The organism is Dyadobacter sp. 676 (genome assembly GCF_040448675.1).
In the GTDB taxonomy this organism is placed as follows: domain Bacteria; phylum Bacteroidota; class Bacteroidia; order Cytophagales; family Spirosomataceae; genus Dyadobacter.
The window spans coordinates 147,370-165,695 of record NZ_CP159289.1 but is presented as its reverse complement, the minus strand read 5'-3'; the positions used below and the strand labels follow the sequence as shown (position 1 = coordinate 165,695).

Below are 18,326 nucleotides of genomic sequence, written 5' to 3'. Positions count from 1 at the left end.
TTACGGGTCAATTTTCTTTTTCCTATTTTCTTTTTACTATTTTTCATTGCTAGGCTGCGCTGAAGTGGTTTTGAAAGTTTATCTGTCAGAAGATTTTACGATCATGCCCCGATCCAAGGATTTTTTGTTTGACAAACTTTTCCTGTTCCCGTTATTTTGGGCACCGTACATCCTAGCTATTTATTTTCTTCTGAGGCGATTAGAGCATTATCAAGAAACTCCGATTAGCCAAGAGAAAATGAAGACTTGGACTTTAATTGTTCTGGGAATTATGGGGTTGGGTTTTTTCAGCTTCGTGAAATTGCCGCATTTGCTAGAAACGGCTTTACATTGAGTAAGACCTTAGACAGTAAAGGAACAGGCATATACCCTGCATCCATCCTTCCCGCGCAATTTGATTATCGAGTGTTAAACTCCGATTGAAGTTTACGACGAACATGACTAGACAAAAGAAGCCGGTGGCATTGCCACCGGCTTCTTGGTTTATTACTCAACGTTATTTGCGTATTAACCGCAAGCGTACAATAATACACACACTTGCCGGGCGAAACGCTGCATTTTGATTAAGCGGTAATTTTTGGTTACTTCCGGTTGTAATAACCCAGCACCCGTTTTTGCGCCTGGTCAGTCGAGTGCTGGCCAGGCTTTTATTTGTCGAAAAGTGAAACCGATGATCGAATAAAACAATCAATTCGTCTAATTATTTCTGGTATTTGTCGAAAAAATGCGTTTCTGGATATAAAAGTTAATTCGGTAATGAATTAGAAAGTATAATTTAAGATCGGATATCTTGATGCTTTGTCACAGTGTCGATTTGATACCAGCAACTCCTTTTTTCCACTCATCAATCAGTATCTCTTATGAAAAAGCTCTCACCTGGCTTGAGATCCAGAATGTTGCTCACTACCACAATGGTTCTTATGCTTTTTGGCTGTCAAAAAGACATTCTCGATTTTAAGGAACCAACAAAGTACAACCTTTCAGTTGCAGAAGCCCGCGAATATTTTAATTCAACTGCGAGATTTAGCGGTGATTTCAATGCACGTCTGTCCGGTCGAGACTCAACGGGAAAACGGAAGCGAACGCCGGTATGGGCAAAAGCACACAATCGGAAGTCAACCTATGGGGACGCTGTTGTAGTTCCACTTGAGTCAAATATGGAGGTTATCACGGCCCCAGGAGGCGCAGGCTACCTAACTTTTGATCAGCTGAATTACTTATTTATGTTCAAGAATAGTAAAAAGGAAGTCCAAACAGAGCACGTTACATTAATGCCTGATGCGGAGTGGTTCAAAAGTGACCAACGAACCTATATAGGACAAATTTTGGTGAACTCCTTAGACCGCAAGGATCGAAAATTATACACATACCTGAAGGATGGAACGGTGAAAACCACTACAATAGTTAATCTGCCACCCTTGCCTGATTCTGCAAAAAATGGGCGGGAGAACTTTGGGGTTATCAAATACCGCATGTGCGTAACAACAACAGGGCCTTGTGGAGTGTTCGCTTTGGGAACACCTTTAAATCAGAATCAAAGCGCCGATCAATGCGCTAGCACTTACTGCAAAGATTTTTATGTTTGGGATTGGCAGGATCCTTGGGGTGGTGCAACAGGAACCGCAGGTACTGGCGGATGGGGCTCCGAAGGTGGGCTGTACCACAATTATGCTGGTTGGGCTACCGGCGGCGGCGGGGGCGGAACTGGTGGCGGTACCGGCAACTACGTGCCGAATTGCGACCCAACTATTCCCCCCGGCACGTCAGTTCCGTCTACTCAACTCCCTCCTTGTCAAACCATTACTCCCGTTCCGTACAACGGAGGTGGAATTAACATGAATTTTGTTGCACCTTCGGCTGAACCGCATTTGTTTTTCGATGAAGGAGACCCTATGGATTTGTGGTGGCAGGCTGCAACTCTGTTTGCTACGACCCAACCGATACCCCTACCGTCCTACAGTGCTTTTTATGCTGCTTATCCAAAGAATCCTAACAATACAGCGGCTGACATGCCTGCAAACGATGTTTACAATCTTATCGGGGGAAGGGTGCTGGAACTTCATCTGGAAAAACCAGAGGTCTATAAAAATGCATGCGCACTACGTATATCAAGAGCATTGAACTATTCCGGCCCGTATCACGAGATACCAAAAACCAATTGGACGGTGAAGGGAGCCGATGGGAAAAATTATTTCACTAGTCAGGCGCAGCTATTTACCTATATGATGATAAAGTACCAGTCTGCTCCTAAAACTATATTAGATACTGACGATGGGGGAGACTACGGCGTTTCTTTCGCAGGGAAATTAAGTGGGAAAAAAGGTGCATATTTTATGGAGCCAATCAATAAAGGTGAGGATGGCTATCAGGCATCTGGCCATGCTACGATTTGGACAGGTATTGGTTGTATTGGTAGATGTGATTTCTCGCCTCCGAATCCTAATAACCAAAAAAAAGGTGTTAAGCAGATAACATTATTTGAGATGAACTAGTGAACTGATAACATGAAAAATGCACTCACTCTTCTGATGATATTCATTTTGTGTCAAGGCCGAGCACCGGCACAAAATGATCCCTTGTTTGATCTTGAGTATATCGACTTTTTTTACATTCAAAACTGACAACGGTATTCTTTTAACGTATGATACAGTTCCGTTAGAAAAAGAGAAGTATATTTTTGTAATGAGTCACAAAAAGACTGCGATGATTCAGAAGAAGACCAAAAGTGACAAATTTATCTACTTCAAGCATGTTAGAACTGTAAAGCAGCAAAATGCAACTTTGGACGAGTTTGTGCAGAAAACGCCCAAAGGAGATTATCGCATTAGTCTTACGCTCACCAAGCATAATAATTTGAATCCCAGGAGTGTATCAGGAACAATATTGTTGAAGTATGGTACGAAATCCAAGACGATAAAGGTACATGGTATTGAGCGGTATTAAACCGTGCAGAATTAAGAGGGTCCTAAATGTGAAGATTTTGTATTGAAAGTAAAACCGGTGCCCAGCGCCGGTTTTTTTTATGTCCTTTCGGCGGTGCGACCAGGTGGCCAGCTTGCAATAAAAAAGCAAACGAGCCATGCAGCTGATCGTAAAAGACGACAAACTACAAAAATACCGGGATCACATCCAGACCGGTACCGAGCTGGGCGAAGCTGATAAAAAATACTTCGACCGCTATTTCTTCGCCTTCACCTTGCTACTGGACGGCATGAGCGAACGGAAGGTGGTAGAATCGCTGATGCACAGCCCGCCGCCGGTCGGAGGGTTGAGCCAGTCGATGGCCTACAACGTGGTGAACGGCTGCCAGCAGATCTTTGGCGCCCTGGATTTCGATAATGCGAAGAAGCTGGCCCAGCGCCAGGTTCACGCCGTCCGCCTGGAAGAAATGGCCTTCACTTTGGAAGAGATGGCCAACAAAGTTATAGGGGACTACAAAGTGCTATCCTACGACAAAGACGGGGAGCCAGTCTACAAAATCGACCCTGACCGCCAGGAGCAAATTGCCAACATCCTGGACAAGGCGGCCAATATCCGCATGAAAGCCGCGAAAATCCGGGGCCTGATGGAGAAGGATAAAGTCGAGAACCCCAACAAATACAAGGTGGCCCCGAATATCATTTTCACCGATGATATAGCCGCCCTTCAAATGTACCGTGAAATAGAAGACACCAAATACAGCGATGTTACCGGAGACGAAAGCCAGGCTGGATAAAGCCAGAATGATGCAGCTGGCAGAAAAGGCAAACGTCGTTTTCCTGTCACCAAAGCAGAAAATATTTTTGAAAAGCCCGGCCAAACGGAAAACGCTACTGGCCGGGCGGGCATTTGGGAAAACCTACACTTTGCTGGTTTGCGTGGCCTACATTGCCAAGCTATTACCCAAGGCCAAATTCTTTTTGGCTGGGCGAACCTTCAAACAGCTACTGGATATTGTGCTCACCGATAGCGCCGACGCCTGGGGCGGTTTGGGCTGGTATGAGTACGACGAAAAGGTTAACCCGTTCGGGAATTACGTCCTGTTCAAAGAGCCGCCGAAAGATTGGCCAAAACCCTACAAGGCCCCGAAGAGCTACAACCATTGTATCACTTTTGACAGCGGGTTTTGTTTGCAGCTTCTTTCCTTCGAAAAGCCCGATACAAACCGGGGGGCACAATTTTGACGGGGGGCTAATTGACGAATCGGCCATTTTTAAATCCGAATGGGTTTCCAAAATTCTGATGGCCACCCTTTACCGGGCCAATAGCTGGCGGTTCAAAGACAACCCCTTGCATAATGCCTTCTATGACTTCACATCTAACCCCTGGATGCAGGCGGGGCAGTGGGTATTCAAGACAGAGGAGTTAATGAAGGAGAACCCCGACAAGTATCTTTTCTTGGAGGGGACGGCCCACGACAACCCGACGTTAAGCCCGGAATATATCAGCAACATGGAGGAAAACACCGAGCCGCTGGTTTTCCGCGTGGAAGTGTTGAACGAGCGTTTGCGGAAGTTGCCCAATTGCTATTACCCTTCATTCGATACGGAAAGGCATTGCACCAGTGCCCTGTTTGATTATGACCAAAATGCAGATGGTATTTGGCTGCCTACCTTCCGGGATTACGATCCGAACAAGGCGCTGGAAGTTAGCCTGGACTTTAACAATTATATCTGTTGTGGTATCATTTGCCAGGAAGTGCCCGGCAAATTAAAGATCCTGGATAACGTGTATGTGAAGCAGGCGAAGGAGGACAAGACCCTGGCCGAGACGCTGGCCATAGCCATACACGACGCCTACCCAGACCAGGTTAAGCGGCACATTATCGTATATGGTGATGCGTCGGCCAGCTCTAAAAGCGCTGGTTCAAAGATCCCAATGTTTAACCAGGTGGCCGCCGAGCTTCGACGCCTGGGGTGGAAAGTGTACATGCGGGTATTGAAAGCCAACCCCGAACATAAGGATCGGTTCGCCCTGATCGAACGCATACTGGCCGAAGGATCCAGCATGCTGCCACGCGTGCGCATCAACCAGAACACCTGCAAAGCTTTGATCATCTCCATGCAGAATTCACCTGTGTTAGCTGAATATAAGAAAGACAAGTCGAGCGAAGGCAAGACAAGCATACAGCAAGAGTATGCAACTCACCTAAGTGATTGCTTCGACTACATCGTTTACTACAAATATTCGAGCGAATCGCAGAAGAATAAAGCGAAAGGATCCAGCATGCGGTTCCTGGGTGGTGGGTGACACCCCCGCACCCCCTGCCGGACTGCCACCAGTACCGAAACCCCTTTAAGATATTCGGAAAATTTGTCTCGCGGTAATTACCGGAAATGGAAAGGGCGCCGCCTTGCCTGGGGGAGTTTTGGAAATTAAAATGCCCGTCACCAGGTTTCCGGCTCCCAAGTGCCTGGGAATCAGCCGAAGCCCAAAAACAAAAATTGGAAGCCTTTTCGGGCGTTTTTTCTGTCTTTTCGAGCGCCTGCGCGTGGGGATAGTTTCGCAGCATGGAAGCAATCAGCATTGACACTTTTTGGAAGATCCTACACGACCCGGCCAGCCGTGGTTTTGATCTGAAATACCGCAAGACGGACGGAAGCTTTGGAATCAAACACAACCTGGGCAAATCCGGAAAGCGGTTTGAAGGAAAAAGCACGAAAGGAAAATTACGGTACGACCTGATCGAAAAAGGATCTGTGCTTTTGGAGGACATCGACGGCCTGGCACGTCCGTTCACTTTGCGAAACCGGCTATTAATCGCAATCCGCTTGCCTAGGACAAACAACTGGATCCGAATTATTCATAAAAATTACTGACATGGTAAGACAAATCGAAAAGAACCTTTACCACCTGGCCAAATCCGAGCACACGGTAAAGTTTACAAACCCGGTTATCGACGTGGCCACCGCGACCAGTGGCGAAAGCGCGACGATGGCAAAGGCTGGTTTTGAGTGGGTGAAGTGGGGAAAGGACGACAAACAGGCCCTGGAAATGCTCCGCCTTTGCTGGGAATCGCCCAGTAAACCCCAACTGATGGACAAGGCTAAAGAATTCATGCTGGGAGCAGGCGCCAAGCTTATGAAAACCGTGGTTACAGCCGAAGGCAAGGAAGAGCGGCTACTGGTGGACAATAAGGAGCTGAAACGCTGGTTCCGTAAAAAGCAGATCTATTCCAAATACCTGGAACTAGCCGCATTGAGCCTACATTTTGCTGAAATGGCTTTTGTGCGCGTGTCCATCCAGGACGACGGCCAGGTGGCTCTCGAGACAATCCAGCCCAACAAAGTACGGTTTGCAAAACCGGCCAAAGGCGGGGCCATCGAGCGCGTTTTGATCAATCCGTATTTTGGCACCAGTTCGGCCGTCAAAAAGGAGGATACCTTTTCGGTTCCCATCTTTGACATGGAAAACCCCACCCAATGGCTCGAAAGCGTCATAGTGCTCAAAAAGGCGCAAATCGGGGCGGACTTCTATAACCAGGGCCTTTGGTGGGGAACTAAGACCTGGACGAAGGTAGACAATATGACGCCTGCCTACCATGAGGCTGGACTTACCAACGGGTACAACGTAAAGCTACTAATCGAGATCGACGAAAGTTATTTCCTATTGGAAGGCGACGATGTGGAAGACCCGGAAATGCAGGAGAAAATCGAGGCCAGAAAGGACGAATTTATGGCCCGCATGGATGATTACCTTTCCGGCGTCAACAATGCGGACAAAGCCCTGGTTTTGATCGGGAACATAATGGGCGACGGTGTCAAAGCCGACCGGAAGCTGATCAGGATAACGCCGATTGAAAACAAAATGACCGACGATGCCTATATGAACCTGATCAAGCAGGCGGGCGTAAAGCAGGCCCAGGGACATGGGATATTGCCGAGCCTGGCGGGCGTGGCCGAAGGCGACAAACTGGGCGGCAGCGGATCCGAGCTAATGCATTCGGTCATGTACCACGTCCGGTATATGACGCCATCCTACCGCCGGTTACTGAAAGGGCCGCTAGACGCCGCGCTGGAAATAATGGGCTATGACCTGGAAGAAATGGAGTACCATTTTACTGACGTTGAAATGACCACCCTGGACGAAAACCCAACCGGCCAGCAGGCTGCAACCTCCAATTTACAATGAAAGCCACAACCGGCCTTTTTGTCTTTTTGCTGACCATTGCGCTGATAGTTCTTTACCGCATTATTGAACGCTGGCGGCCATCCTGGCGACCAGCAATAAACCTAATCTGTACAATGAAAATCAAAAGTCTTTTTAAAGCCCTGGGCCTGACGCTGGCCGCGCTGGCCTACTCACTTTTGGAGCTGGCCTACCAGGCTTTGCGCTTCCTGGTCAAATGGCTACTGGTGGGCATTGTGGTAGCACTGGCTAGCTGCATTTTTATTGTTTTGTTGCCGTACTCGCTCTTTAAATGCGGCGTCAGGGCCACCTCGCACCGCTCGTTTACCGCCGGTGGCCAGCTAATGAAATGGATCTGGAAGGACTTTTGGAAAGCAGCCAAACTATGAGCGTAACGCCTTTACAATCCGATATTGTGAGCCTGGAAGGCTACTTTAACGGCCTGGTTAACCAGGATCCCGAACTACATTCCTTTGTTTTGGAAACCTCGAATAGCCCCTTTGAAATGGAGCGGTTTAACGAGGTGGCCAAAACCAACCAGTTCAGCTACCCGGCCCTGGCCATGCTGATGCCTGTGATTACGGGCGATGACAACGAGATGCACAATTTCGAGGCGAAGCAGGAAGTTGGGTTTTGTATCCTGTATGCTAATGACAAGTCGCACGACGGCCGTATGGCCGCATTCAAGAAAGCCCAGCTGGCCGCCTGGCGGATCCTGCGCGGGATACGTCGTGACTCCAAGCAGCGCATTTTCCGCCTGGAAAAGCTTTACTACAAGCTGGCCCCGTTTGAATACGGGTCCGACGGCGCGGTGGGGTATTACGCCGTTGTTACGATGATCACCAGCACAAACAGTCTGATCGGGTCATGAGTGAGCTTGTAAGCTGGTCGCCGGATATTGACTACGACACCATTTGGCTTGCCGTTAGCGAGATCACCAACCAGATTAGCGGGCGCGGTATCCAGCAGCTGGAAGAAAAGCTGGCCGAAGAGGGCCTGGTAATGACCGGGGCGCTCAAAAGTTCACTTTTCCGGGAGGTACGCCAGAATAACACGGCCTGGGTTACCGAAATGGCGATGCAGTTTGAAATGTACGGCCGTTTCAAGGATTTGCAGGAAATGACCTATAAGCAGCAGGCGCCCGTCGATGAAATCGCCAAGTTCGTGCAGAAAGGTATGGACGGACAAATACCGGGCTTTACGCCCTTCAAATTCATATCTGGCCGTAAAAATGGCAGTTTCCCCCTGGAAAAGGCCGAAGCCGTCCGCCAGCTTGCCTGGGCCATTGCGCGGTCGCGGCTCTATCAGCCGGTGATCAGCCGCAAAGGGCGCGGCTGGTATATCCGCAACTACATGAAAGAGATCTACGGCGAGATTGAGGTAAATATCCAGGCCGCCGCCGCCCAGGCCGCGCTGAACACAGTGAAAAAAGCGCTGGAAGATCGGAAGTAGGCAAAGAATATTTCGGCCGGCGCGCCGATATCGCGCTGATAAACAAAATTTAATTCTGCAACCACATGAATATCGACCTACTTAAAGAGGGGCTAACCTGGTCGGACGCTGACCTGGTTAGAAACGAAATAGAGCACATTATCCCGGCAATGGATCCGGAGCTATACCCGGATCGGGCCGGGATGCGCTACTACCTGGATCTGAAAATGCCGGAATTCCCGCTTTCGCCCGTATTTGAAACCATGCTGACATTGGAGGGCCGGGAAAAGCCGCCGACCAGTATTGGCGGCGCCCAGGTGTACGAAGGGTGCTCGTTCCGCCTGGAAGAAATCCTGGCTGGCCAGCTCACCATTACTTTGCCGGAACGCGGCATGGTGGGCCTGACTGCGATAGCGACGCTTACGGCGCCCTATCAGATCGGCGAAAAGATCGAACCGGGGCTATTAGACCGGACATTACCGACCCGTTACGCCATCCGGGCGGGGCTGGCCCAGCGGGATTTTGTCGGGTATCAGCACTCGTTTTTCTCGCGTTTTCAGAGCGAAAAGCGCCGTTTCCTTACCTGGCAGCTCGACGATAAGCAGGTAAGCCCCAGACAGCCCGAATTCCTGTATTTCCTGCTGAATATGTCGCCATTCTCCGAGGTGGTAAGTTTACGGGTCAGGGCGACGGTAAAAACCGGCGAGCAGTCAATTTTCACCGTATCGACTATTGAAGGCGTCAGGCCCTACCAGGTTATTTGCGCCGCTGTGGGCGCTACGGCCCTGGGCCTGGGCGATGATGTCACCAATTACGAAATATGGCTCTCTGACGGTCAAAACCGGCGGTTAACCGAGATCCGAGCCTATAAGATCGACCGACGCAAACATAAGTTTGAGCGGTTTGTACTTTTCTCAAATTCCCTGGGCGGATTTGATACCCTGCGCGTGCTGGGTAAGGCAAGCCAGGAAACGGATGTAACCAAAGCCACGACCCGCAAGGAACGCCCGGCCGGTAGGGGCCTGGACTTTTCCGAGCTGGAAGTGATCGGCGTAACCGAGAATTCGGGCATTCAGTTTTCGACCGGCCTTTTTGAGCGGGATATTGAATATTACTCCGATTATTTGCGTGAGCTGATGGTGGCCGAAGTGGTGCTACTGGATACCGACTACGGCTTTGAAGCGCTTAACCTGATTACTTCAAATTTGAAATACCAGCAAGACCGGCCGGGCCTGGTCGAGCAGGTTTTCCAGTTTCAGCGCACGTATTCTGACAAGAATTATAGCCGCATGCCAGCGGCGGCACCGATCCCGGCCCGCGCGACCAAGTGGGTGGGTGTATCATCCAGGGCTGTACTGAACGAGGTAGGCAAACGGACGGGGAAGCTCACCTGGGAGCGCCTGCAAAAGGTGTATGCTGATGACGGCAGCAAAGTGATTCCTTACGCGGTTAAGGTCAACATTCCAGGGGATCCCGACTATATCCAGCCGTGGCGCGAGCTGTCAATTGTGCCTGGATCCACGCCGTACCCGAGCAAGGTTATTACCAGGGCCATCGACTTTAAAAAAGCCGGTTGCGGTGACGGTTTCCTGGGCACCGCGCCGGTGGTTACCATCCCGGCCGGAAGCTTTGGAGGCGAAATGCCAGGCGATGCCGACGCGCTGGCCGAAGCGAAATTTAAAACCTACAACACCCAGGAATATGCCAACCAGCACGGCACCTGCGAAATCAATAACGTGCCGGTTCACGTGGCGATTTTCCATAAAATCCCGATGAACACCGACTTAAAGGTGGTAGCAACGGGCAAATACGGGCCGGTGGTCGATATGCGGATAGACGGCAGCGTGATGGTGGTAAATACGATTGGCCAGGATCCGCCAGTGCCCCGCCAGTCGGATACAACCGTGGTAACCGGCGTTAAAAACCTTGTTTTTGAGGTGGAATACAATAATTCCCCGTTCCAGGCTTGCAAGTTGAAGGCAGTAGGCAAAAACAAAGAAATTACCATTTCAGCGCCTGGTTTTTACATCCTGGAAGATGTGCAGATCAACAGCGCCGACGAACCTTTGACCATTGAAGTAGTTTTAGCGTAGCCCTATGTATACCGAAATCAGAATAGACGGCCAGGCCCTGGATCTGGGCGAGGCCCCGAAAATGCCCATCAACCTGGTAAACCCGCATCTGACCTATGAGCAGATCCCCAACAGCGTGGCCAGTATCCCCAATTTGCCTTTTTCAACCCGAAATCAGCGCATTTTCGAATATTGCGAAATGCCGCAGGTGGGCAACGACTTGTATAAATACCTGTGCGAAGTGATCAATAATGGTGCTTTGGTCTACCAGGGCAAAGCGTATGTGAAGAATGGGAACCCGAAAACCGGCTACCAGCTGGAAGCGGGCGACGATTTGGGCCGCTTTTTCGGGACGTTTTCCGATCTGCCGCTGACTGAACTTGACCTGGGCACCGTCGAGCTGCCCCAGGTGCTTACGGCTGCCGTCCAGGTCGCTGGTAAAAATGCGGTTTGTTTCCCTTCCATGCTCAATCCTGACTATTACGGAACCAATGGCTGGGCGCTTTCCCCGCCATACACCGGCTTTGTGAACGAGTACGACGGGGCGGCATATACGGCCAGCGGCCCGAAAGTCCCAATGCTATTTATTGGGTTTTTGTTAGACCGGATCGCCGCGCTCACCGGCGTGAGCATATCAGGTTCGTTCCTCTCGCATCCGGTTTGGCAAACCCTGATTTTAACCAACTGGCGGGCGCTGGATGGCGATCAGGTGGTGACCGTTAACCGGCACGTTCCGGCCTGGACAATCGGTAAATTCATTTTGGAGCTGCGAAAAGTCGCTAACCTTCGCTACAAATTCGACACGCCAAACAAGCGGCTGGAAATCGACTTTTGGGAACCATGTCTGGACGTGCCGCCGGTGAGAGACTGGACACTGAAAGCTACGCCAGGGCACAACAAATACAACGAATTCAAACGGCGCTTACAACTGGCCTTCGAGCTGGACGGTGGCGACAGCTTAATGAAGGACAAACCCGAAGCGATGGCCGACTATTTCACGCCAGCCGACGGGAACCTGGGCACCGACGCCATCGACCTGGTGAAAGTCCCTTTCTCGCTTTCCACGTTTTTGGTAGACCAGGAATCGGGCCTACCGGTTGCCAAACAAACCGGCGTTACGACAGAGTTTAACCAACTGGCCGTAACGACCGCGCCACGCCTGTTATTCTGGCACGGTATAACCGAAGACGTTCCGCTGGCCAGCCCCGAGTCGGGTGGGATCAGCCTGTATTTGACCGGCCCGACTGGGATTGCGGCCACAAGTTGGTCCCGTATCGAGCAAATGCGCCGGGAAATGTTCTATCTGGAAAAAGGCTTTACGCTCAACGAAACAGACCTGGCCACCCTGGATTTCTCCCAGCCGATCCATTACAACGGACTTAATTACATGGTCGCCCTGATCAGTGGCGAATTGCCGGTGGAAAAGGAATTTCAGTGTTTATTAATTAAAGTTTAAATTTGAAAGATTATTGTAAATCTTTCATGAAATTTCCTAAAAAAGTGACTTCAGAACTAATTGCCTTATTTGTCGGATGGATGGGAGCTACTCTACTATTTGTTAGCGCATTTGTCCAATATAAGCAATCAGTTAAATCTGGGCAGCAAACGGATTCCTTATTGAGGACCACCACGGAACAGTTGCAAAAGACTGATGGCGTACTTCAGAGCCAAAATGACATTTTAAAAAAAGCTACCGATCAGCTAACTATTGCGCAAGAGAGTATTAAAAAAATGGAAAATCTTCTTGAAAGTCAACGCGAGCTGTTAACTATTCAAGAAGAAACCATGAAACAAATCGCCGGAGGCAACGGGATGCCCAGAGTATTAGTAAGAGTGACGGATAATCAAGACGCAATTATGTACGAGGTGAAAATCGGATTGGTAAATGACGATAAATATCCGATCCTTAATGTTAATGCGTCTGTCATGGAAGAAAGTGAAATCTATCCAAAGCGATCCCCAGATCCACATCAACAGGCTAAATTCACGGAAGAATTTCTTAAGGGCACTGAGAAATTTGGCAAAACTGCTAGCTTAGCCCCATGGTCGGCGCACGTTCTGCGAACAACTGTGTTGCAATTTAGTAAGCCATGGCAAGTTTATTTTGTCACCGTAAGTTGGATGAAAGGTAAGTATGACATAATATTCCGGTTGTCATTAAAAGACTATGTCCCAGTTGTCGAAATACTAAATTTGACACACGACAATATATCCGTTAACGAGTCGGAAAGGGAGAAGTATTTTCTGCTACGGTCAGATATATTCGAAAGGGCTCAGCAGCAAAAAGAAGAAATTGAATCAAGGATTAGGTTTCAAAATAGTCAAATGCCAATATTTAAATTTTAGAAACGCTACAATCCGTGTTATGAAAGCCACTACACCATTGTAGTGGCTTTTTTTATGTCCTTTCGGGCGCCTCTATCCCTGGTTTGCTTGCATCCTGTATTGATCCCACTAATTGAATGCAAACCAAATGTTACAGCAAAATGAAACCGTCAGTATCACCCTAAAAATCGAGGGTGACGAGGCGCGCAATAAATTGGCGCTCCTTGAAAAGGAATCCAGGAGCCTGGAAAAGGCCCTGAAAGAGGTTCCGAAAGGGTCGGCGGAATGGGCCGCCCTGAATAAGGAGCTGAACAACAACGTTAGCCAGCAACAGAAATTACGGCAGGAAATCGGGCTAACGGGCTTGAATTACAAGCAGCTGCAAACCGAGGTTAGAAACCTGACTAAGGAGCTCTCGAAAATGACGCCTGGCACGGCTGACTTTATCGCCAAATCCAAGCAGCTCAAAGAAGTGCAAGACCGGCTCAACCAGGTCGGCAAGGAAATGAAGGGCCTGAACGACGGCCTGGACAGCCCTAACAAACAGGGGCTTTGGGGGAAAATGGTCAGCGGGGTTAACACTGTAAAGGGCGCTTTCAATGCGTTTTTGGCCCTTGCCGTAGTCCAGTACCTATTCGATCTGGGCAAGCAGATTTTCAACACTACCAGCCAATTCGAGAAGTACGACAAAGTGCTCACTACGGCCCTGGGTAGCCAGAAAGAGGCGCGGCAGAGCCTGGAAGCCATCAAGAAAATGGCAGCCGAAACCACGTTTGGCGTCGATGAGCTGACCGAGGGTTACGTAAAAATGGTTAACCGCGGTTTACGGCCGTCGCAAAAGGAAATGCTTTCAATGGCGGATCTTGCCGCCAGCCAGGGGAAAACATTCGACCAGCTGACCGAAGCGGCCCTGGACGCGATGACCGGCGAAAACGAGCGCTTAAAGGAGTTTGGTATCAGCGCCAAAAAGTCGGGCGACCAGGTTACGTTTTCCTTCAAGGGGATGCAACAAACCGTTGCCAACACGCCCGAGGCGATAAACGGCGCCCTGGTGGCATTTGGCGAAATGGAGGGCGTAGCCGGATCCAATGCCAAAATGATGGAGACTTTGGGCGGCAAATCGTCCAACCTATCCGATAACATGGACGCGCTTATGGTGACCATTGGCGACGGGTTACGGCCGGTTTTTATCGCTATCCTGGATCTGATCAACGCCAGCATTCCCGCCGTTACCTTCCTGGGTAAGGTTTTCGCGTCGGCCGCCGTCGGCATAAAGGGCGTTGCTACCGTGGTTTTCGACCACATCAAGAACATTGTAATGGCGATGGTCAAGATGGGCGAGGCCGGTTTCGAAGCCGTCAGGGGCAATTTTTCAGCCGCTAAAACGGCAGCCGAAGAAGCCGCCAAGTATGCTACAAAATCAATGTCTAACATTATGCCCGAGGTCGTCAAAACGAAAGACGAAATCGTGGGCATTTGGAAGAACCCGAACGGCGAGGTGGAAGCCAAACTGGCTGGTAAAAAGCAGGGCGAGGCCCACCAAACCCAGATTACCGAGGCCCAGAAAAAGGAGGCGGAAAAACGCGCCAAAGAGAAGGAAAAGGAGCTGAAAGCCTTCGAGGATGCCGAAAAGAAGTACGACGAAAAACGGGCCGCAGACCGCGCCAAAGCGCTGGAACTAATCGCCCAGCTGGAAAGTGAGCATGAGGCCACCGTGGCCAAAAACTCGCTGGCTACCGATACGGCCAAAATCGAGGAAAAACGCCGCCGCCGGTTAAAGGAAATTAACGATTCGACCGCCGACGAGACCACCAAAGAGCAGGCCCGCGTGCTGATCAACCGGAATGCGGATGCCGAGATAGAAAAAACGGCGGCAGAATACCGGAAAAAGGCCCTGGATGCTGAAAGAGAGCATGCGGTAAAGCGGGCAGAAAACGCGCTGTTTATCTCAAATCAGCAGAAGGAAGCCGAACAGGCCCTGCTTGATTTTAAGGTAATCCAGGCAAAAGGGAATGCTGCCCAGTTGGCGGCTATCGCCAAAGAGCGGGCCGACCTGGAACTGGCCCACCTGAAAACGCAGCTGGCCCAGGAGGAAGCGGCCGAAAAGGCGCGCATTGCCGCCGACATTACCGACAACGACCAGGCAGCCGCCGCCATCCTTGCCGTCGAAGCCCGTTACCACCAGGAAAGTATTACCGCCGAAGCGAAAACCGCCGCCGAAAAGAAAGCGATTGACGACCAGCTACGCCAGCAAAAACAGCAGAACTTACAGGCGTATTCGGACATGTTCAAAAGCCTTTTGAATGGGGACATTTCCGCATTTACGGCCGGTATGGCCCAGATCGTACAAGGCCACCAGGCAGCCTGGCAACAGCGGTTAAGTGCTGATATGGCCAGTTACGAAACCGGCGCCCAAGCAGCCCAGGCGGCCGTTTCCTTCCTGAACGACCTTGCCCAGCGTAAGGCTGAGCGGGCGGTACAAATGGCCATGAAGGAACGCGACGAAAAGGTGGCCATTTTGAACGCAGAACTGGCCACCACGGAAGCGATGATAACGGCCAGCTCGAATTACGTTACGGCCCTGAAATCGGCGGAAACCCAGCGTCTGGCAGAGCTGCAACGTATACTGACCAGCGAAACGACCACGGAGGAAGAAAAACGCGACGCGCTCAAAAAGTACTATTCCGAGCAGCTGCAACAAATGAAGGCGGCCGAAGAAGCCAAAATCCAGGATCTGCAACGCCTGGCCAACCTGGCGAAAACCGAGGATGAAAAGCGCACCATTGAGGCCAAAATCCAGATGGCTAAAAAGGAGTCGGAGGAAAAAATACGCCTGGCACAAGAGGAAGCCGACCAGAAAATGGAAATGATTTCCGAGCTGGAAGATTTTTCGATGGAAAGCAGCCAAACACTGTTAGACGACGCGCAAACGGCCTCCGAAAAACAAGTTACGCTTGCTTCCGAGGAAGCCGAGCAAAAGGCCCAGTTCAAAGAGGATCTGGAAGCAACCATAGCGGCCGAAAACCGCAAGGCCCGCGCTACCGAGATTGCCGAGAAGAAGAAAGCCTGGCAGGCCCAGAAAAAGGCCGATATTGCCACGGCCCTGATCACCGGAGCGCTTGCAGTCTTGAAAGCTTTGGCCAACTTTTTCCCGTTGAATATTATTTTGGCGGCCACGGCAGCGGTGGTTACCGGCGTTCAAATCGCCAAGATCAAAAACCAGCCCGAACCCTCATTCCGCGACGGCGGCCAGCTGGGCTTTATCGCCAGGGGTGGCAAGCACGGAAGCAGCTACGGACAGGGAGGCATTGCGCTGATCGACCGGTTTACCGGCCGCGAGGTGGGCGAAATGGAAGGGGACGAGGCTATTATTTCCGCCGATCAGACGGCGGCCAATATGCCGCTGATCAATGAAATGTTCAAGAACGCCCGCACGCCTGGCATGCGCAACAAAGCCGTTTCAATGGAAACGGGCATGCAGAGCAGCTACCGCGATGGCGGCCGTGTCCACGGTGGGGCGCTTTTCAGTTCTCCTTACTGGTCGCGGGAAATGTACCTTTTCGGTTCGAAAAAGCGCAAAGCCGAGCAAGCGGCCAAAGAGGCGGAAGCGGAAGCGGCCAGGGCGCAGGCGGAAGCCGACGCCTACACGGCCGAAATGCCCAGTGCTGACACCGGCGCATTCGACGGGATCGACGGCAGCGAACCGAACCCATCAACGGCAGAAAGCCAGGCCGCCTTCGAAGCGTCGCAAAAGCAAGGCGAAATGCAGCTTAAAAAACTGGATCTGATCAATGAAACGATAGCCGAAACCGGCACTGCTACTATCGAGGCCCTGGCCAGGGTAGAAAAGGCGCTTGCGGCTAACGCCGACAGCGTGAATAGTGGGCTAAAAGGGATGGGCGACCAGGTAAGCAGCTTGCGCGGATCCATCGACGCGGTGCGGGCTGCGGTCAACGAAAACACGGCCGCCACCAGGGGCGTGGAAGGGGCTGTAAACGGGGCGAACGCACAGGGCGTGCTGCATGGAATTTTGGGCGCAATAAGTAACTTGAAGTAATGGTAATATTCAAAGAAGTAAATATATTTGTGTATTGCGTTACAAAGTAACACTACAAGCGTAAATGTAATTTTTCTCCTAAAGAGTAACTCACTTAAAACTCAACAGATGACCAAGGAAATTACCCTCTGTGTTCCCAAGTATGTTAAGAAATTCCTTTTGTCAGAACCGGACTACGAGCTATTGGGGCCGGACACGATTCTGGCCCCACAGAAAAGCGAACTGGGCAAACTGATAGCGGGATTTTCGCGAATGATCCCGTACAATCAGAACATCGAGCCGCTGGTTCTGACCAAATCCACCGAAGCGCTTACGATTCAGTACCTGTGCAAGAAAAAAGCGCTGGACGTTCCGGTAGAGCGTTACGCGACGCTGGTATCGTTTTTAGACGAACAATTCCGGGCATCACTGATCCGCGAGGTTTCCGCCATCCATGCGATTCATTCCGAACCGGAATACGCGTGGATGGTGCGTTCATTCCTGGATCGCCGTAATGTGGTCACCAACGACGAGCACGACAAAGACATGGAGTGGGACACTGCAAAGAAGATCTACCGCGACCACCTGGAACGGATAAACCGAAAAAATGTAAGAAATCGTAAACTTTCGCAGCCAGTTTTGTCAGGGCTGGGCGCTTTTTGTCGCGCATAGGACTATTTTGTCCTGATTTTGCCATTGTTGTAGGGTGTAAAAACCGCGTTTCTAAGCCAGAAATGCGGTTTTTTGTTCGCGGGGAAGGCGTTTTTTTGTCCTTTTGAATGGGCAATGGGCCGCCTACTTTTGAGGCATGGCAGCTGTTAATTCCTTATCCCCCTGGGTACCGATTGATCGCAATCAATCGGGCATACGTCGGCTTAAATTGGTTGACGCCGACGCGGTATCTTTCCTCTCTTCAAACGCCGAGCTAATCCCGCTCGAAGACCTGGTATTTTACGAGTTCATTTTTCCCAAACAGCTGGCATGCGTGGCCAGCTTCCAGCGCCAAACCACAGGCAACGGGGCTGCGTTCTGGCTGACCAGCGTTTCTTTCTCGCTCCCCCACATCAATAACCAGATCCTGCAATGGGTGGCCGATAGCCCAAACACTGAATGGCTGGCCATCGCCGAAGACTATAACGGCAACGTCAGGGCGTTGGGCGGGGCGCCTGGCGGCCTGGCTTTAAGCTTCGACGGCAACACCGGCGCCCGCCCTGGTGATGCTAACCCGATGAACTTCGCGCTGTCCGCCGAGCAGATCCAGCCATACACCGCGCTAGGCGCCTATGAAAACGACGAGCTTTTCACCAGCGGGGAATTCGATTACAGCTTTGATTTTTCTTTTACATCTTAAAACA

15 protein-coding genes are annotated in these 18,326 nt (G+C 50.7%); all 15 read left to right on the top strand.

The genetic code is table 11. The features are described from left to right. Positions 1 to 860 precede the first annotated feature (860 nt). A complete protein-coding gene (locus ABV298_RS00845) occupies positions 861 to 2,492 on the top strand; it encodes a T6SS effector amidase Tae4 family protein (RefSeq protein WP_353720317.1) in 1,632 nt (543 codons plus the stop codon). A 587-nt stretch (positions 2,493 to 3,079) separates the two neighbouring features. Then, complete coding sequence (locus tag ABV298_RS00840; protein WP_353720316.1) at positions 3,080 to 3,715, top strand: hypothetical protein; 636 nt, start codon at positions 3,080 to 3,082, stop codon at positions 3,713 to 3,715. Positions 3,716 to 3,722: 7 nt separating this feature from the next. After that, positions 3,723 to 4,163: a hypothetical protein gene (locus ABV298_RS00835; RefSeq protein WP_353720315.1), complete on the top strand. Its 441-nt coding sequence runs from the start codon at positions 3,723 to 3,725 to the stop codon at positions 4,161 to 4,163. Between the two features lie 58 nt (positions 4,164 to 4,221). Next, positions 4,222 to 5,229, top strand: coding sequence for a hypothetical protein (locus ABV298_RS00830; RefSeq protein WP_353720314.1), 1,008 nt, complete (start codon positions 4,222 to 4,224; stop codon positions 5,227 to 5,229). Positions 5,230 to 5,489: 260 nt separating this feature from the next. Next, positions 5,490 to 5,798 (top strand): hypothetical protein, encoded by a 309-nt coding sequence (locus tag ABV298_RS00825; protein WP_353720313.1) that lies wholly within the window; start codon positions 5,490 to 5,492, stop codon positions 5,796 to 5,798. Between the two features lies 1 nt (position 5,799). Beyond that, positions 5,800 to 7,110, top strand: coding sequence for a hypothetical protein (locus ABV298_RS00820; RefSeq protein WP_353720312.1), 1,311 nt, complete (start codon positions 5,800 to 5,802; stop codon positions 7,108 to 7,110). A 113-nt stretch (positions 7,111 to 7,223) separates the two neighbouring features. Next, on the top strand, positions 7,224 to 7,496 hold the full coding sequence (locus tag ABV298_RS00815; RefSeq protein ID WP_353720311.1) for a hypothetical protein: 273 nt from the start codon (positions 7,224 to 7,226) through the stop codon (positions 7,494 to 7,496). Further along, positions 7,493 to 7,978: a hypothetical protein gene (locus tag ABV298_RS00810; protein WP_353720310.1), complete on the top strand. Its 486-nt coding sequence runs from the start codon at positions 7,493 to 7,495 to the stop codon at positions 7,976 to 7,978. The genes ABV298_RS00815 and ABV298_RS00810 overlap by 4 nt, the downstream gene beginning before the upstream one ends. Then, positions 7,975 to 8,559: a hypothetical protein gene (locus tag ABV298_RS00805; protein WP_353720309.1), complete on the top strand. Its 585-nt coding sequence runs from the start codon at positions 7,975 to 7,977 to the stop codon at positions 8,557 to 8,559. The genes ABV298_RS00810 and ABV298_RS00805 overlap by 4 nt, the downstream gene beginning before the upstream one ends. 65 nt (positions 8,560 to 8,624) lie before the next feature. Continuing rightward, positions 8,625 to 10,631 carry a hypothetical protein gene (locus ABV298_RS00800; RefSeq protein ID WP_353720308.1) on the top strand — a complete coding sequence of 669 codons (2,007 nt, stop codon included), beginning with the start codon at positions 8,625 to 8,627 and terminating at the stop codon, positions 10,629 to 10,631. A 4-nt stretch (positions 10,632 to 10,635) separates the two neighbouring features. Then, on the top strand, positions 10,636 to 12,066 hold the full coding sequence (locus ABV298_RS00795; protein WP_353720307.1) for a hypothetical protein: 1,431 nt from the start codon (positions 10,636 to 10,638) through the stop codon (positions 12,064 to 12,066). A gap of 26 nt (positions 12,067 to 12,092) precedes the next feature. Next, positions 12,093 to 12,956: a hypothetical protein gene (locus ABV298_RS00790; RefSeq protein WP_353720306.1), complete on the top strand. Its 864-nt coding sequence runs from the start codon at positions 12,093 to 12,095 to the stop codon at positions 12,954 to 12,956. Between the two features lie 127 nt (positions 12,957 to 13,083). Continuing rightward, positions 13,084 to 16,992, top strand: a complete 3,909-nt coding sequence (locus tag ABV298_RS00785) for a hypothetical protein (RefSeq protein ID WP_353720305.1) — start codon at positions 13,084 to 13,086, stop codon at positions 16,990 to 16,992. Positions 16,993 to 17,100: 108 nt separating this feature from the next. Beyond that, positions 17,101 to 17,643 (top strand): hypothetical protein, encoded by a 543-nt coding sequence (locus tag ABV298_RS00780; protein WP_353720304.1) that lies wholly within the window; start codon positions 17,101 to 17,103, stop codon positions 17,641 to 17,643. Between the two features lie 208 nt (positions 17,644 to 17,851). Continuing rightward, entirely contained in the window at positions 17,852 to 18,322 is a 471-nt protein-coding gene (locus tag ABV298_RS00775; protein ID WP_353720303.1) for a hypothetical protein, read from the top strand. Positions 18,323 to 18,326 lie beyond the last annotated feature (4 nt).

Coding starts and splice junctions, on each gene's coding strand:
- ABV298_RS00845 (WP_353720317.1), top strand. CDS start 861: ATGAAAAAGCTCTCACCTGGCTTGAGATCCAGAATGTTGCTCACTACC.
- ABV298_RS00840 (WP_353720316.1), top strand. CDS start 3,080: ATGCAGCTGATCGTAAAAGACGACAAACTACAAAAATACCGGGATCAC.
- ABV298_RS00835 (WP_353720315.1), top strand. CDS start 3,723: ATGATGCAGCTGGCAGAAAAGGCAAACGTCGTTTTCCTGTCACCAAAG.
- ABV298_RS00830 (WP_353720314.1), top strand. CDS start 4,222: ATGGCCACCCTTTACCGGGCCAATAGCTGGCGGTTCAAAGACAACCCC.
- ABV298_RS00825 (WP_353720313.1), top strand. CDS start 5,490: ATGGAAGCAATCAGCATTGACACTTTTTGGAAGATCCTACACGACCCG.
- ABV298_RS00820 (WP_353720312.1), top strand. CDS start 5,800: ATGGTAAGACAAATCGAAAAGAACCTTTACCACCTGGCCAAATCCGAG.
- ABV298_RS00815 (WP_353720311.1), top strand. CDS start 7,224: ATGAAAATCAAAAGTCTTTTTAAAGCCCTGGGCCTGACGCTGGCCGCG.
- ABV298_RS00810 (WP_353720310.1), top strand. CDS start 7,493: ATGAGCGTAACGCCTTTACAATCCGATATTGTGAGCCTGGAAGGCTAC.
- ABV298_RS00805 (WP_353720309.1), top strand. CDS start 7,975: ATGAGTGAGCTTGTAAGCTGGTCGCCGGATATTGACTACGACACCATT.
- ABV298_RS00800 (WP_353720308.1), top strand. CDS start 8,625: ATGAATATCGACCTACTTAAAGAGGGGCTAACCTGGTCGGACGCTGAC.
- ABV298_RS00795 (WP_353720307.1), top strand. CDS start 10,636: ATGTATACCGAAATCAGAATAGACGGCCAGGCCCTGGATCTGGGCGAG.
- ABV298_RS00790 (WP_353720306.1), top strand. CDS start 12,093: ATGAAATTTCCTAAAAAAGTGACTTCAGAACTAATTGCCTTATTTGTC.
- ABV298_RS00785 (WP_353720305.1), top strand. CDS start 13,084: ATGTTACAGCAAAATGAAACCGTCAGTATCACCCTAAAAATCGAGGGT.
- ABV298_RS00780 (WP_353720304.1), top strand. CDS start 17,101: ATGACCAAGGAAATTACCCTCTGTGTTCCCAAGTATGTTAAGAAATTC.